The sequence below is a fragment of the Burkholderia sp. BCC1208 genome, assembly GCF_902833095.1.
In the GTDB taxonomy this organism is placed as follows: Bacteria; Pseudomonadota; Gammaproteobacteria; order Burkholderiales; family Burkholderiaceae; genus Burkholderia.
This window is the reverse complement of record NZ_CADFDY010000010.1, coordinates 52,932-66,792: the sequence shown is the minus strand read 5'-3', so window position 1 is coordinate 66,792 and position 13,861 is coordinate 52,932. Positions and strand designations below refer to the sequence as shown.

General features: G+C 70.7%; 13 protein-coding genes. 3 read left to right on the top strand and 10 right to left on the bottom strand.

All coding sequences use genetic code 11. The features are described from left to right. Positions 1–54: 54 nt before the first annotated feature. The gene (locus HWX09_RS23825) at positions 55–1,173 is read left to right on the top strand and encodes a porin (protein ID WP_027782339.1); all 1,119 of its coding nucleotides are present in this window, start codon (positions 55–57) and stop codon (positions 1,171–1,173) included. Positions 1,174–1,199: 26 nt separating this feature from the next. Here the strand turns inward: HWX09_RS23825 and HWX09_RS23820 are convergent, their stop codons facing one another. Both HWX09_RS23820 and HWX09_RS23815 read right to left on the bottom strand, forming a co-directional pair. Continuing rightward, positions 1,200–2,231, bottom strand: a complete 1,032-nt coding sequence (locus tag HWX09_RS23820) for a LysR family transcriptional regulator (protein ID WP_027782340.1) — start codon at positions 2,229–2,231, stop codon at positions 1,200–1,202. Then, positions 2,228–3,214, bottom strand: coding sequence for an AraC family transcriptional regulator (locus HWX09_RS23815; protein ID WP_027782341.1), 987 nt, complete (start codon positions 3,212–3,214; stop codon positions 2,228–2,230). The genes HWX09_RS23820 and HWX09_RS23815 overlap by 4 nt, the downstream gene beginning before the upstream one ends. Positions 3,215–3,363: 149 nt before the next feature. Here HWX09_RS23815 and HWX09_RS23810 point away from each other — a divergent pair, with 149 nt between their 5' ends. Together HWX09_RS23810 and HWX09_RS23805 are read left to right on the top strand one after the other, a co-directional pair. Further along, positions 3,364–4,470, top strand: a complete 1,107-nt coding sequence (locus tag HWX09_RS23810) for an NAD/NADP-dependent octopine/nopaline dehydrogenase family protein (RefSeq protein ID WP_027782342.1) — start codon at positions 3,364–3,366, stop codon at positions 4,468–4,470. After that, positions 4,467–5,477, top strand: a complete 1,011-nt coding sequence (locus tag HWX09_RS23805) for a 3-hydroxybutyryl-CoA dehydrogenase (protein WP_027782343.1) — start codon at positions 4,467–4,469, stop codon at positions 5,475–5,477. The genes HWX09_RS23810 and HWX09_RS23805 overlap by 4 nt, the downstream gene beginning before the upstream one ends. 11 nt (positions 5,478–5,488) lie before the next feature. Here the strand turns inward: HWX09_RS23805 and HWX09_RS23800 are convergent, their stop codons facing one another. The 8 genes from HWX09_RS23800 to HWX09_RS23765 form a co-directional block, all read right to left on the bottom strand. Then, a complete protein-coding gene (locus tag HWX09_RS23800; protein ID WP_027782344.1) occupies positions 5,489–6,826 on the bottom strand; it encodes an MFS transporter in 1,338 nt (445 codons plus the stop codon). Between the two features lie 164 nt (positions 6,827–6,990). Beyond that, entirely contained in the window at positions 6,991–8,037 is a 1,047-nt protein-coding gene (locus HWX09_RS23795) for an ABC transporter substrate-binding protein (RefSeq protein WP_027782345.1), read from the bottom strand. A 2-nt stretch (positions 8,038–8,039) separates the two neighbouring features. Continuing rightward, positions 8,040–9,185, bottom strand: coding sequence for an FAD-binding oxidoreductase (locus HWX09_RS23790; RefSeq protein ID WP_027782346.1), 1,146 nt, complete (start codon positions 9,183–9,185; stop codon positions 8,040–8,042). Then, on the bottom strand, positions 9,178–10,620 hold the full coding sequence (locus HWX09_RS23785; protein WP_027782347.1) for an NAD(P)/FAD-dependent oxidoreductase: 1,443 nt from the start codon (positions 10,618–10,620) through the stop codon (positions 9,178–9,180). The genes HWX09_RS23790 and HWX09_RS23785 overlap by 8 nt, the downstream gene beginning before the upstream one ends. Then, positions 10,617–10,964 carry a (2Fe-2S)-binding protein gene (locus HWX09_RS23780; protein WP_027782348.1) on the bottom strand — a complete coding sequence of 116 codons (348 nt, stop codon included), beginning with the start codon at positions 10,962–10,964 and terminating at the stop codon, positions 10,617–10,619. Before HWX09_RS23780 ends, HWX09_RS23785 begins: the two co-directional genes overlap by 4 nt. Then, positions 10,964–11,758 (bottom strand): ABC transporter permease, encoded by a 795-nt coding sequence (locus HWX09_RS23775; protein ID WP_027782349.1) that lies wholly within the window; start codon positions 11,756–11,758, stop codon positions 10,964–10,966. Before HWX09_RS23775 ends, HWX09_RS23780 begins: the two co-directional genes overlap by 1 nt. Further along, on the bottom strand, positions 11,755–12,753 hold the full coding sequence (locus HWX09_RS23770) for an ABC transporter permease (RefSeq protein ID WP_027782350.1): 999 nt from the start codon (positions 12,751–12,753) through the stop codon (positions 11,755–11,757). The genes HWX09_RS23775 and HWX09_RS23770 overlap by 4 nt, the downstream gene beginning before the upstream one ends. Next, the gene (locus HWX09_RS23765; RefSeq protein ID WP_027782351.1) at positions 12,754–13,836 is read right to left on the bottom strand and encodes an ABC transporter ATP-binding protein; all 1,083 of its coding nucleotides are present in this window, start codon (positions 13,834–13,836) and stop codon (positions 12,754–12,756) included. Positions 13,837–13,861 lie beyond the last annotated feature (25 nt).

Genomic DNA, 13,861 nt, shown 5'->3' with positions numbered 1-13,861 from the left:
CACACCGCGCGGCGCGTGGCCGACCGGCGCCGCCACTTCTACGGGACGACGAACATGAACCAACCGAACGGGCGGGCCGACCGGCTTGCCGTACCGCTTGCCGCGCTGCTCGCGTGCATGACGCTGCCTGCCGTCGCGCAATCGAGCGTGACGCTCTACGGCCGCATCGACACCGCGATCGAATACGCGAACGCCGGGCCGAACCACGTGGCCCGCATGGGCAGCGGCAACCTGTGGGCGTCGCAGTGGGGGCTGAAGGGGGTCGAGGATCTCGGCGGCGGCTACGCGACGATCTTCAAGCTCGAGGACGGTTTCAACGCGGCGAGCGGTGCACTGTCGAACAGCAGCGCGCTGTTCGGCCGCGAAGCGTGGGTCGGCATCACCGGGCCGTTCGGCGGCGTGCAGTTCGGCGAGCTCTACACGATCGTGCATACGACGCTCGTCACGTACAGCCTGCCCGGGCTCGGCGCGGGGCTCGCCTGGGGCAACGCGACCAACAACTTCGTCGGGCCCGCGTTCCTGCGCGTGCGCAATTCGATGCGCTACACGTCGCCGCGCTACGCGGGCTTCATGCTGCGCGCGATGGCCGCGCGCGGCACGAACGGCGCGGCCGGGCAGCCGGCGACGTTGGGCGACACGTACGGCGCGGGGCTCAACTACGTGCACGGCGGCCTGTCGGTCGACGTCGACTACATGCAGCAGAAGTTCAGCCCGGTCGCGGCGTCCGCGCTCGGCAACACGAGCCCGGCCGCGAACGGCAACTACACGCTCGGCGCGATTTCGTACGACTTCAACGTCGTGAAGGTGGCCGCGCTGTACATGCGCCATCGCGGCGGCCCCGACGTGGCGACCGCGATCGACAGCCAGAGCGCCTATCCGCACAGCGACATCATGGAACTCAGCGCGACGGTGCCGATCGGGCGCGCGTCGCTGTTGCTGAGCGTCGGCCATTACCGGAAGGTGGCCGACAGCGACGGCAACGCCGATTCGTACGGCATCCGCTTCGACTATCCGCTGTCGAAGCGCACGGTGCTGTACACGGGCGCCGCGATGGTGCGCAACGGCGCGCATGCACGCTTCGTCGTCAACGGCGCGGCGGGCGGCGGCGTCGCGGTGGCGAAGCCCGGCGCGACCGCGAGCTCGCTCGTCGCGGGTATCCTCACGTCGTTCTGACCGTTTCGGCGGCCCCGCTTGCGCCGCTACGCGCAGGCGGGCGGCTGCGGCGCGAGCCATGCGTCGAACGGCGCCTGCTCGCCGATATTGAACAGTTCGAGCAGCAGCGCACGCAGCCAGCGATGGCCGGGATCCGCGTCGAAGCGGCGATGCCAGTACGCGTTGACGGCCCATTCGGCGGCGCCGGCGATCTCGTACAGCACGCACGGCTGGCGTGCGGCGAACGTGATCGCGATCGTCTCCGGCAGGATCAGCGCGTAATCGCCGTCCTGCAGCAACGCCGGCACCACCATGAAATCGGGCAGCGCCGCGCGCACGCGCGGCATCAGTTCGTGCCGCTCGAGCAACTGCATCGATTGCGGATGCGACGAGACCGCGACGAAGCGCAGCGCGTCGGGCGCCGCGCCGTCGAGTACGAAATCGTCGGGCAACCCGGCGCGCTGTGCGGTGCGCCGCGGCATCAGCAGCACGCAGCGCTCGTGCAGCAGCGCGGTGCGCTGGAAGTGGCTCGACGCATCGGCGAAATGCCCGAGCGCGAAGTCGATGCGCCCCGATTCGAGCGCGACGTTGAGCTGGCATTCGTCGACGTGCAGCGTCTCGATCACCGCGCCCGGCGCACGCCGGTCGAACGCGGCGAGCAGCGTCGGCAGGAACGCGCTCGCCGCGAAATCGCTCATGTGCAGGCGGAACACGCGCTGCGTGCTGTCGGGCGTGAAGCGCGAGCCTTCGTCGAGCACGTCCTGCAGGATCGCGAGCGCCTTGTCGACCGAGATCGCGAGCCGTTGCGCGCGCGGGGTCGGCTCGACGCCGGTACCGGTGCGCACGAACAGCGCGTCGCGAAACATCAGCCGCAGCCGGCCGAGCGCGTAGCTGACGGACGGCTGCGTGACGCCGAGCCGCAACGCCGCGCGGCCGACGTGCCGCTCTTCATACACCGCGCGAAACGTCTTCAACAGGTTGAGATCGAGATCCTGCACGCGCAGGCCGTCGGATGCGTCCGCGTCGTGCGGCGCAGGGTCGGAGCGGGCCGGCGGCCGGCCGGGGGCGGAGTGCGTCATCGAGCTTGCCTCGCGGTGACCGAAGGCGCATGGCCGTAACGCTGCGCATACGCCTTCGCGAAATGGCCGAAGCCATGGATGCCGTGCGCGATCAGCACGTCGGTCACGCTGCGCGCGTCGCCGCGTTGCAGCGCCGCGTGCACGGCGGCGAGCCGGCGCTCGCGGACGTATGCGGCCGGCGTGGTGTGCAGGAACGCGCGGAACGCATGCTGCAGCGTGCGCGGCGCGACCCCGGCGACGGCCGCCAGCGCGGCGAGCGCGAGCGGCTCGCCGAGGTGCGCATCGACGTGAGCGCAGGCGCGCCGCACGTGGGCGGGCAGCGGCGGCGTGCTACGCAGCAGCGCGTCGCTGTACGCGTGCGGCAGGTGCGTGAGCAGCAGCGACATCAGCCACGCGGTGAGGTCGGCGCCGAACGCCGGCGAGGCCGTGCCGATGCCCGGCTGCGCGCCGAGCCGGCACAGGTACTCGAAGGTCGGCGCCACGATCGCCGCGTCCGCGCCGGCGCCGGCGCCGGCGCGGCCGGATGCGAGGTCGAATTGCAGCGGCCGCGTGAGCGTTGCCTGCAGCATGTCCTGCAACTTGCGTTCGAGCGCGCCGCGTTCGAGCCGCAGCACGAGGTTGCGGCAATCGGGGCTCGTGCGCAGGCGGCTCGCGAGCGCGGGCGACGACACGGTCAGCTCGCCGGGGCCGGCGCGCGTGACGACGCTGCCGGCCTGCAACTCGCACGCACCGGCGAGCGTCAGCCGGAACAGGAAGTGATCGGCGTCGTCGCCGAAATCGATGCGCGTTTCGCGGCCGTAGCAGAGTTCGAGCAGCGCGCCGTGATGCAGCGGCACCTCGTACAGCTCCGCATGAAACGGATCGCGGCCGGACGCGGCCATCCGGTGCGGCCCGAGCCGGTGCGCGACCGCACGTTCGACTTCGTCGGGCGCCTGTAGCGTGCCGAGCCGGTTCGGCGCATGGCGGGAAAGGGCGATGTGCATTCGTGGACCTCGTGGCGGATGCGGGGGCGCGACGGCATGCGCAGCCTTGCGAATGCGTTGCGTGAACGGGCGCGTCGTTGCGCGTTTCGAAGCGACGCGGCGCGGGCGGCCGCGTAGTCTCGGACGGACTCGATCACCAGGAGAAGACGATGAAGGTATGTGTTCTGGGCGGCGGCCACGGCTGCCATGCGGCGGCCATCGACCTGCTCGAAAAAGGCCACGACGTGACGTGGTGGCGGCGCGATCGCGAGCCGCATGCGCGGCTGCGCGCGCTGGGCGTGCTGAACGTCACCGACTATCGCGGCAAGCGGGTGGTGCCGCTCGGCGATGGGCCGGGCGCGATCCGCCCGACCGACGATCTCGCCGCCGCGCTGCGTGGCGCACGGCTCGTCGTGGTGCCGCTGCCGGCCACGTCGCACGACGCGCTCGCCGCGCAGGTCGCGCCGCTGCTGGAGGACGGCCAGGTCGTCTTTCTGCCGCCCGGCACGTTCGGCAGCGTCGTGTTCGCCCGCGCGGCGGCCGACGCCGGCAACCGTTCGCACGTCGCGTTCGCCGAAACGGGCACGCTGCCGTACCTGGTGCGCAAGCATGGCGACAACGAGGTCGTGATCAGCGCGTACGCGACGCGCCTGCCGACCGGCGTGTTTCCCGCGAACGCGGCCGGCTGGGCGTTCGACGTGCTGCGGGCCGGCTATCCGTCGGTCGAGCCGGTGGAGGATGCGCTGTCCGGCGCGCTGATGAACGCAGGCCCGGTGATTCACCCGCCGCTGATCCTGATGAACGCCGGGCCGCTCGAACACTTCGATGCGTGGGACATCCACAACGAAGGCACGCAGCCGTCGATCCGCCGCGTGACGAACGCGCTCGACGCCGAGCGCATCGCGGTGCGCGAAGCGCTCGGCTACCGCGCGCCGCATTTCCCGCTCGCCGATCATTACGCGGCCGAGGGCGACGAGTGGATGTACGGGCGCGGCGCGCACGGCAAGCTGACCGATAGCGGCGACTGGCGCGAGAAGATCGATCTGCGCACACATCGCTACATGCTCGAGGACACCCGGCTCGGGCTGTCGTTCATCGTGTCGTGCGGGCGCTGGGCCGGCGTGCCGACGCCCGTCGCGCAAGGGCTGCTGAGCATCGCGAGTGCGGTCGCGGTGCGTGACCTGTATGCGGAAGGCCGTACGCTGGAGCGGCTGGGACTCGCGGCGCTGTCGAAGGACGCGCTGCGCGCGCTGCTCGACGCGGGGTACGCGGCATGAAGGCGGCCGCCGATGTGACGCGCGTCCACGTGCTCGGCGCGGGACGCATGGGGCAGGGCATCGCGCTCGTATTCGCGTTCGCGGGCCTCGACGTGACGCTGATTGACTTCAAGCCGCGCGATGCGGCCGGCTCGCGCGCATTCGACGAACGCACGCGCGACGAGATCGCCCGGCCCCTGCATGCGCAGGTCGCGCTGGGCCGCATCGATGCCGCGCAGGCCGACGCCGTCGTCGCGCGCATCGCGCTCGTGGCGCGGGACGGCGCCGCGGCCGCGGCGCGCGACGCCGATATCGTGTTCGAAGCGCTGCCCGAAGTGCTCGAAGCAAAGGCCGACGCGCTGCGCTGGCTCGGCGAACACGTCGATGCGCACACAACGATCGCGTCGACCACGTCGACGTTCGTCGTCACCGAACTGCAGCGCCATGTCGCGCACCCGGCGCGAATGCTCAACGCGCACTGGCTGAATCCCGCGCTGCTGATGCCGCTCGCCGAGGTCAGCCGCAGCGATGCGACCGATCAGGCCGTCGTCGACGCGCTCGCGGCGCTGCTCGAACGCGTGGGCAAGAAGCCGGTGATCTGCGGGCCGGCGCCCGGCTATATCGTGCCGCGCATCCAGGCGCTCGCGATGAACGAGGCGGCGCGGATGGTCGAGGAAGGCGTGGCGAGCGCCGCGGACATCGACACGGCGATCCGCACCGGCTTCGGCCCGCGCTTCGCGGTGCTCGGGCTGCTCGAATTCATCGACTGGGGCGGCTGCGACATCCTGTACTACGCGTCGACGTACCTGGCCGGCGAGATCGGCCCGCGCTTCGCACCGGCCGCGAGCGTCGTGCGCAACATGGAAGCCGGCCGCGACGGCGTCCGCACGGGCGCCGGCTTCCACGACTATGCGGCGGTGGACGTGCCTGCGTACATGCGGCAGCGGCTCGGCGAATTCGCGCGGCTGCTCGATCATCTCGGGCTGGCGCCGGCGTTCGAGAGCGCCCGGCGCGACGCCGGGCGCTGAGCGTCGCGCGGTCATGCCGGGTCGTCGCGCGAAGCGTGGGCGGGCGTGGTGCGCGTCTCGCGCATCACGCACAGCGTCGCGACGGTCACGAGGCCGAGCGCGACGAGGAACAGCGACACCGGCCACGACGCGTGATAACGCGCGAGCAGCGCGGTCGCGATCAACGGCGACATCCCGCCCGCGAAGATCGACGCGACTTCGTGGCCGAGCGCGACGCCCGAGTAACGCACCTCGGTGCTGAACAGCTCGCCGACGAGCGCGGGCAGCGTACCGATCATCGCGCCGTGGCTCACCGCCGTGCCGACCGTCAGCGCGAGCCACACGAGCGGTGTCGCGCGCGTGTCGAGCAGCCAGAAGAACGGAAACGCGCACGCGACGAGGCTCAGCGCGCCGATCAGATACACGGGCTTGCGGCCGATCCGGTCGGACAGCCGGCCCCATGCGAGCATCGCGCCCATCTCGACGATCATCGCGATCATCACGCCGGTCAGCATCGTGCCGTTCGGGATGCCGACGTATTTGCCATAGACGAGCGAGAACGCGAGGAAGATGTACGCGCCGCCGTTCTCGGCCACACGCAGCCCCATCGCGAGCAGGATTTCCTTCGGATGGCGGCGAATGCACTCGACGATCGGCAGATGCGTGTGCGCGCCGCGCTTGCCGGCCTGCTCGAAGTCGCGGCTTTCCGGCAGATGGCGGCGGATATAGATGCCGATCGCGAAGATCGCGATGCTCGCGAGGAACGGCAGCCGCCAGCCCCACGCGCGGAACATGTCGTCCGGCAGCGCCTGCGCGGCGAGAAACGCGGCCGACGACAGCACGAAGCCGCCGCCCACGCCGAGCTGGCTCCACGCCGCGTAATAGCCGCGCTGTTCGGGCGGCGCGTTCTCGCTGATCATCAGCACGCCGCCGCCCCATTCGCCGCCGGACGCGATGCCCTGCAGCAGGCGCAGCACGACGAGCGCGGCCGGCGCCCACAGGCCGGCCTGCGCGTAGGTCGGCAGCAGGCCGATCGCGAAGGTCGACGCGCCCATGATCAGCAGCGTCCACACGAGCGACGCCTTGCGCCCGTAGCGGTCGCCGACGTGGCCGAACACGATCCCGCCGAGCGGCCGCGCGACGAAGCCGAGCGCGAATGCCGCGAACGCGGCGAGACTGCCGGCGAGCGGCGATGCGCCGGGCGGAAAGAACACGTGGCCGAACACCAGCGCCGCGGCCGTGCCGTACACGAAGAAGTCGTACCACTCCATCGCGTTGCCGGCGACGGAGGCGATGACGATCCGGCGCAGTTGCCGGTCGGCGAGCGGCCGGGCGGCGCTCGGGGATTGCACGGTGTCGGTCGGGTACATGGCGGGCTCTGATGGGGGCGGGTGCGTGCCGTCTTTGCAGCACTGCGGGCTAGTGTTGTCGGCCCGCGTCTCCCCGGTCAAATCCGCAGAAAAAGGGGAGTGTCATCACTCCCGCAAATGATGGTCGCGGCGCGCGTGGCCGTGCCCGCGCGCGCCGGGGCCCGTCACCGCTCGATCTGCCGGTTCCAGCGCGTATCCCACTGTGCGCGGCGCGCGTTGATCGCGGTCCAGTCGACCACCGTGACCTTTCGCACCAGATCGTCGACGTTGCCGAGGCTTTGCTGCATCCCGGCCGGCATCTTCGCGAGGCGGTTGGTCGGGATCTGCTTGCCGGCCTCGGCCGCCTTCATCTGCGCGGGCGCGGACAGCAGGAACTGCGCGAGCTTCTGCGCCAGTTGCGGATCGGGGTTGTTCGCGACCACGCACAGGTCGACGAGCAGCAGCACCGGGCCTTCCTTCGGGTTCGCATAGGCGACGGGGATGCCCTTGTCCTGCAGGTCGCCGACGGCGGTCGGCGTGAGGGGGAACAGGCCGGCCTCGCCGGTCTGCACCATCTCGGAGATCTTCGCCGAGTTCGGGATGTACTCGACGACGTTCGGCCCGACCGTGCTCGCCCACTTGCTGAAACCGGGCTCGACGTTCTGCTCGCTGCCGCCGAGCAGCCGGTTGATCGCGAGGAAGCCGTGCAGCCCGAACGTGCTGCTCGACGCCGACTGGAACACGACCTTGCCCTTGTATTTCGGATCGGCGAAATCCATCCACGACGTCGGCGCCGCCCAGCCTTTCTCGGTGAACAGCTTCTTGTTGTATGCGATGCCGGTCATGCCGAGCTGCACGCCCGCGCCGACGTCGTCCTTCATCCGCGCGAACGGATACAGCTCCTTGAGCACCGGCGAATCGTCGAGCTTCTGGCACACGCCGAGGCTCACCGCGCGCGCCATCACGCCATCGTCGAGGAACGCGACGTGGATCTGCGGCTTGTTGCGGTTCGCGAGCAGTTTCGCGAGCACGTCCGACGACGTGCCGGGCACGACGACCACCTTCACGTTGTTGGCCTTTTCGAAGTCGGGCAGCACCTGGCTCGTATAGGCCTTTTCCATGGGGCCGCCGTTCATGCCGACGTAGATCGTCTTCGTTTGTGCGAACGCGGGCGCACCGGCGCCTGCGATGCAGAGGGCGGCAGCCGCCGCGATCGTTCCGAGCAGTTTCATCGTTAGGTTTCCTCTTGACGGACAGGGGCGGTCGGCGCGGTTTGCGGTGCGAAGCGGCCGATCGAGAATGCATCGAGTGGTGTGGCGGTTTCGCCGATCGTGACGAGATCGGCGAGCACGTCGCCGACACCGGGCGCGAGCAGGAACCCGCCGCCGGAAAAACCGAACGCGTGCAGCAGATTCGGCGTCGTGCCGCTCGCGCCGATGATCGGGTTGTGGTCGGGCGTGCAGCCTTCGACGCCGCTCCAGGTGCGGATCAGCAGCGCGTCGCGCAAGGCGGGTAGCAGCGCGCACGCGTCGCGCATCACCGCGCGCGTCGTATCGACCGACGGCTGGCCGAATTCGCCGTCGCCGCGCCCGCGCCCGCCGCCGATCACGCAATTGCCGCGCGCGACCTGGCGCGCATACACGCCGCCGCCGTAGACGCCGAGGTTGTGCGCGATGAACGGCGGCAACGGCTCGGTCACCCACATGTTCGGGTAGATCGGCTCCATCGGTACGGCTTCGCCGAAGCGTTCGGCGATCGTGTTCGCCCAGGCGCCGGCCGAATTGATCAGCCACGTCGCGGTGTGCGTGCGCCCGCCCGCCTGCAAGTGGAAGCGCGTGCCGTCGTGGTGAGCCTCGTCGATGGGCGTGTGCTCGAACACGTCCGCGCCAGCCGCGCGGGCCGCGCGCGCGAACGCGGGCGACACGAGGCGCGGGTTGGCGTGGCCGTCGGTCTCGCATAGCGAGCCGCCGAGCGCCGCGCGGCCGAGCCACGGGTAGCGGCGGCGGAATGCGTCGCCGCGCATCACCTGCAGCGGCAAGCCGTGTTCGCCGGCGAGCGCGGCGTATGCGTCGAGCGCGTCGAGATCGGCGTCGCTGCGCGCGAGCCGCAAGTGGCCGGACACGACGAATTCGCCGTCGATGCCGATCAGCTCGGGCAGCCGATCCCAGATGCACCGCGCCCGCAGCGCGAGCGGCAATTGCTCGGCCGGGCGGCCCTGGCAGCGCACGCCGCCGTAGTTCACGCCGCTCGCCTGCGCTCCGCAGTCGCGCCGCTCGAACAGCCCGGCGCGCAGCCCGCGGCGCGTCAGCGCCAGCGCGGCCGATGCGCCGACGAGGCCGCCGCCGACGATCGCGACGTCGTAATGCCGGCTCTCACTCATCGCGCGCCTCGTCGGGAATCGCCGCGACGGCGTCGCCCGCGAGCGCGGCCGAGATCGGGAACGGCTTCACCGGCGGTTGCGCGCGCAACCGGCCGCCGTCGGCGAGCGGGCGACCGGTTTCGGCGGCCAGCACGAGCGCGGCCGCGTCGCCGCACATGCGGCCCTGGCAGCGGCCCATGCCGACGCGCGTCAGCGCCTTCAGTCGGTTCAGCTCGGTCGCTTCGCCGCCGCGGATGCAGCGGCGCAGCGTGCCCGCGTCGATTTCCTCGCAGCGGCACACGATCGTGTCGTCGGGGCAGCGGGCAGCCTGGTCGGCCGGCGGTGCGAACGCCGTTTCGAGGCCCTCGCGGAATGCGCCGATGCGTGCGAGCGTACGGTCGAGCGCCGCCGCGTCGGGTTTGCCGGACGGCGAGCGCGACGCGATGCCGGCATCGTCGAGCAACGCGAGCGCCGCGCGTCGGCCCGATGCTTCGGCCGCGTCGGCGCCCGCGATGCCCGCGCCGTCACCGGCGACGTAGATGCCGCGCACCGACGTGCGCCCGGCCGCGTCGCGTTCGGGCAGCCAGGCGCGATTGAGCGGGTCGAAGCCGAACCGGCAGCCGGCGAGATCGGCGAGCTGCGTTTCGGAACGCAGGCCGAAGCCGAGGCCGAGCGCATCGCAGTCGAGCAGGCGCGGCGCCGCGGCCCGTGCATCGTCGCCTGCGGCACGCCATGCGAGCCCCGTCACGTGTTGATCGCCGAGCACGCGCTCGAGCGTGACGCCCGTTTCGATTGCCACGCCATGCGCGCGCAGCCAGCCGATCATGTAGAGCCCCTTCGCGAAGATCGACGGCATGCGCAGCAGCGTGGGCGCGGCGGCCGCCTGGCGGCGCAGCGGGCTGGTGTCGAGTACGGCCGCGACGTTCGCGCCGGCCTTCGCATACTGGTAAGCGACGAGGTAAAGCAGCGGCCCCGTGCCGGCGAACACGATGCGCCGGCCGATCGCGCAGCCCTGCGCCTTCAGCGCGACCTGCGCGCCGCCGAGCGTATAGACGCCCGCGAGCGTCCATCCCGGCACGGGCAGCATGCGGTCGGTCGCGCCGCTCGCGACGATCAGGTGCGAGTACGGCACCGTCACTTCGCGGCCGTCCTGCAGCGTGTCGACGCGGCCCGCGCCGCACGACCACGCAAGCGTGTCTGGCCGATAGTCGACGTGCGGCAGCAGGGCGGCCATCGTTCGGTGCACGGCGTCGGCCTTCGCGGCCTCGAACCCGTACAGCGTGCGCTTGCCGCGCGCGAAAGCGCCGTCGGCGGGCGGTTGACGATAGATCTGTCCGCCCCAGCGCGCGTTCTCGTCGATCACGACCGGGCGCAGCCCCGCATCGGCCAGCGCCTCGGCCGCGCGCACGCCGGCCGGCCCCGCGCCGACGATCACCGGTTGCAGTACGGCGCTCACGATGCGTCTCCGGTCGCGGCCGGCCAGGCGGCCGTGAGAATCCGCATGCCTTCGGCGATCGGCGTCGAGCACGCGCGCACGCGTGCGCCAGCTTCGGTGCGCACCCAGCAGTCCTGGCATGCGCCGATCAGGCAGAAACCCGCGCGCGGCTGCCCGCTGAATTCGCTGACGCGCACGCGACGCTGCGCGACCAGAATCGCGGTGAGCACGGTGTCGCCGGCCAGCGCCTGCGTGGGCCGGCCGTCGAGCGTGAACGCGACGGCGGCGCGCTCGCGTTCGGCGACGCGCACGAACTGCGCGCCGTCTTCCGCGCGGCCGGTGGAACGGGAAACGGGAGTCGTCATCAATGTTGGCCGATCAGGATGCGGTTCAGGCCGTACACGCGATCGAGCAGCAGCATCGCGCCGGCGGTGATGAAGATGACGAGCGCCGACACCGACGCCATCATCGGGTCGATCGATTCGGTCGCGTACATGTACATGCGCACGGGCAGCGTGACCGTCTGCGGCGACGTGACGAAGATCGACATCGTCAGCTCGTCGAAGCTGTTGATGAACGCGAGCAGCCAGCCGCCCGTGATGCCGGGCACGATCATCGGCAGCGTGATGCGGCGGAACGTCGTCCACGGGTCCGCGCCGAGCGAGCACGCGGCCTGCTCGATGCTGCGGTCGAGGCCGGCGACGGACGCGAGCACGAGCCGCATCACGAACGGCGTGATGACGATCATGTGCGCGAGCACGAGCCACGCGAACGAGCCGGTCGCGCCGATCAGCGCGAAGAAGCGCAGCAGCGCGATGCCGAGCACGAGGCCGGGAATCACGAGCGGCGACAGCAGCAAGCCGTTCAGGAACGCACGGCCGGGAAAGGCCGCGCGGCCGATCGCGAGGCCCGCCGGCAGCGCGATCGCGAGCGACAGCGTCGCCGACGCGAACGCGAGCTTCACGCTGTTGAGAAATGCGGTGACGAAGTCGGGATAGTCCAGGATCGCGCGGAACCAGCGCAGCGACACGCCGTGGGTCGGCAGCGTCAGCGTTTCGTCGGGTGTGAACGCGACGAGCACGACGATCACGAGCGGCGCGAGCACGAACAGGATCACGAGCGTGTGGAACGCGAGGGCGAAGGGGCCGTTCTTTCTCATCGCGATGCGCCTCCGAGGCTGCGTGCGTAGCGGCGTTCGAGCACGCGGTAGTAGGTGAGCATCACGACGAGGTTCGCGACGAGCAGCAGCACCGCGATCGTCGCGCCGAGCGGCCAGTTCAGCGAGCCGAGGAATTCGTCGTAGACGGCGGTAGCCGCGACTTTCAGTCGGCGTCCGCCGAGCAGGCCGGGAATCGCGAACGCGCTCGCCGACAGACCGAACACCATCAGGCTGCCCGACAGCACGCCTGGCATCAGTTGCGGCATGACGATGCGGTGCAGCGTCGTGAACGGCGACGCGCCGAGCGACAGCGCCGCGTGTTCGGTCTGCGGATCGAGCCGCTGCAGCGCGGTCCACACGGGAATCACCATGAACGGCAGCATCACATGCACCAGCGCGATGACGATCGCGAAGGTCGTGTATTCGAGTTTGTAGGGGCCGAGGCCGACGAGCCCGAACGCCTGGTTCACGAGCCCGCTGGTGTTCAGCAGCATGCTCCAGCCGAACGCGCGTACGACCACCGACACGAGCAGCGGCGCGAGGATCGCGAGCAGGAACAGCGAGCGCCACGGGTCGCGCATCTTCGACAGCACGTACGCTTCCGGCGTACCGATCGCGACGCAGATCGCCGTCGTCAGCGCGGCGATCCCGAACGTGCGCGCGAAGATCGTGTGGAAATACGACGAACCGAGCACTTCCGCGTAGTTGCCGAACTGGAACGCGGCGATCGAGCCGGTGGCCGGGTCGAAGCGATAGAACGTCAGGATGAACGTCATCGCGAGCGGCACGAGCACGAGCGCGGCGAACAATGCGAAGGCGGGCGCGCACATCAACCACGGCGGCGCGTAGGCGCGCCAGCTCGCGCGCGGCGCGTGGGCGCCGACGGCGCGGGGCGACACTGCATCGGCGGCCGCCCCGGCGGGCGCGGTCGCCCCCGATTGCGCGAGCCCGGCCGGTGCGCCGTCGCTCGACAGCGGGCGGGAAGGCTGCCTCATTCAGGCCTCCCGGCGCATCACGCGCACCGCATCGCTGTGCCAGTCGATGCCGACCGGCGCGCCTTCCGCGAGCGGCTCCGCGCCTTCGTTCTGGCAGCACACGAGCACTTCGCCGAGCGCGCTGTCGACGCGGTACAGCCACTGACTGCCGAGGAAGAAGCGGCTCGTGACGGTGGCGGCGAAGCGGCCGGCATCGGGCGCGCACAGCCGCAGCTTCTCCGGACGAATGCACACCGATACTGCATCGCCCACGCGCATGTCGCGCTCGCGCGGCGGCAGCTGCGCGGCGCGGCCCGTCTCGGCGAGATCGTGCCCGAGGTCGATGCGGATCGCATCGCCGTCATGCGCGACGATCGTGCCGGGCAGCAGATTCGCCTTGCCGATGAACTGCGATACGAAGTGGTTTTCCGGGCGCTCGTACGCGCGGTACGGCGTATCGGTTTGCGTGATGCGGCCGGCTTCCATCACGACCACGCGGTCGCTGATCGACAGCGCTTCCGACTGATCGTGCGTGACCATGATCGTCGTCGTGCCGATCTTGCGCTGGATCGCGCGCAGCTCGAACTGCATCTCCTCGCGCAGCTTCGCGTCGAGATTCGACATCGGCTCGTCGAGCAGCAGCACGGGCGGCTCGATCACGACCGCGCGAGCGATCGCCACGCGCTGTCGCTGGCCGCCCGACAGTTCGCGCGGAAAGCGGTGCGCGAGCGCGTCGAGCCGTACGAGCGCGAGCGCCGCACGGATGCGTTCGGCGCGCTCGGCCTTGTCCACGCCGCGCATGTCGAGGCCGAAGCCGACGTTCTCCGCGACGCTCATGTGCGGAAACAGCGCATAGCTCTGGAACACGATGCCGAGTCCGCGGCGGTTCGGCTTCAGGTGCGTGATGTCCTGCCCGTCGAGCGCGATGCGGCCGCGCGTGACGTCGACAAAGCCGGCGATCATCTGCAGCGTGGTGGTCTTGCCGCAGCCGGACGGGCCGAGCAGCGACACGAATTCGCCTTGCTCGACCGACAGGTTGACGTCCGCGACGGCGGTGAGCTCGCCGAAGGTTTTCGTCAGATCCGTAAGCGTGAGAAACGACATGGAGAGCTCCGGGTTCGCACACCGC

What these genes read in the sequence shown, in the direction of transcription:
- HWX09_RS23820 (WP_027782340.1), bottom strand. Translation starts at nt 2,231, where the DNA reads ATGACGCACTCCGCCCCCGGCCGGCCGCCGGCCCGCTCCGACCCTGCG.
- HWX09_RS23810 (WP_027782342.1), top strand. Translation starts at nt 3,364, where the DNA reads ATGAAGGTATGTGTTCTGGGCGGCGGCCACGGCTGCCATGCGGCGGCC.
- HWX09_RS23765 (WP_027782351.1), bottom strand. Translation starts at nt 13,836, where the DNA reads ATGTCGTTTCTCACGCTTACGGATCTGACGAAAACCTTCGGCGAGCTC.
- HWX09_RS23775 (WP_027782349.1), bottom strand. Translation starts at nt 11,758, where the DNA reads ATGAGAAAGAACGGCCCCTTCGCCCTCGCGTTCCACACGCTCGTGATC.
- HWX09_RS23780 (WP_027782348.1), bottom strand. Translation starts at nt 10,964, where the DNA reads ATGACGACTCCCGTTTCCCGTTCCACCGGCCGCGCGGAAGACGGCGCG.
- HWX09_RS23795 (WP_027782345.1), bottom strand. Translation starts at nt 8,037, where the DNA reads ATGAAACTGCTCGGAACGATCGCGGCGGCTGCCGCCCTCTGCATCGCA.
- HWX09_RS23800 (WP_027782344.1), bottom strand. Translation starts at nt 6,826, where the DNA reads ATGTACCCGACCGACACCGTGCAATCCCCGAGCGCCGCCCGGCCGCTC.
- HWX09_RS23815 (WP_027782341.1), bottom strand. Translation starts at nt 3,214, where the DNA reads ATGCACATCGCCCTTTCCCGCCATGCGCCGAACCGGCTCGGCACGCTA.
- HWX09_RS23790 (WP_027782346.1), bottom strand. Translation starts at nt 9,185, where the DNA reads ATGAGTGAGAGCCGGCATTACGACGTCGCGATCGTCGGCGGCGGCCTC.
- HWX09_RS23770 (WP_027782350.1), bottom strand. Translation starts at nt 12,753, where the DNA reads ATGAGGCAGCCTTCCCGCCCGCTGTCGAGCGACGGCGCACCGGCCGGG.
- HWX09_RS23825 (WP_027782339.1), top strand. Translation starts at nt 55, where the DNA reads ATGAACCAACCGAACGGGCGGGCCGACCGGCTTGCCGTACCGCTTGCC.
- HWX09_RS23805 (WP_027782343.1), top strand. Translation starts at nt 4,467, where the DNA reads ATGAAGGCGGCCGCCGATGTGACGCGCGTCCACGTGCTCGGCGCGGGA.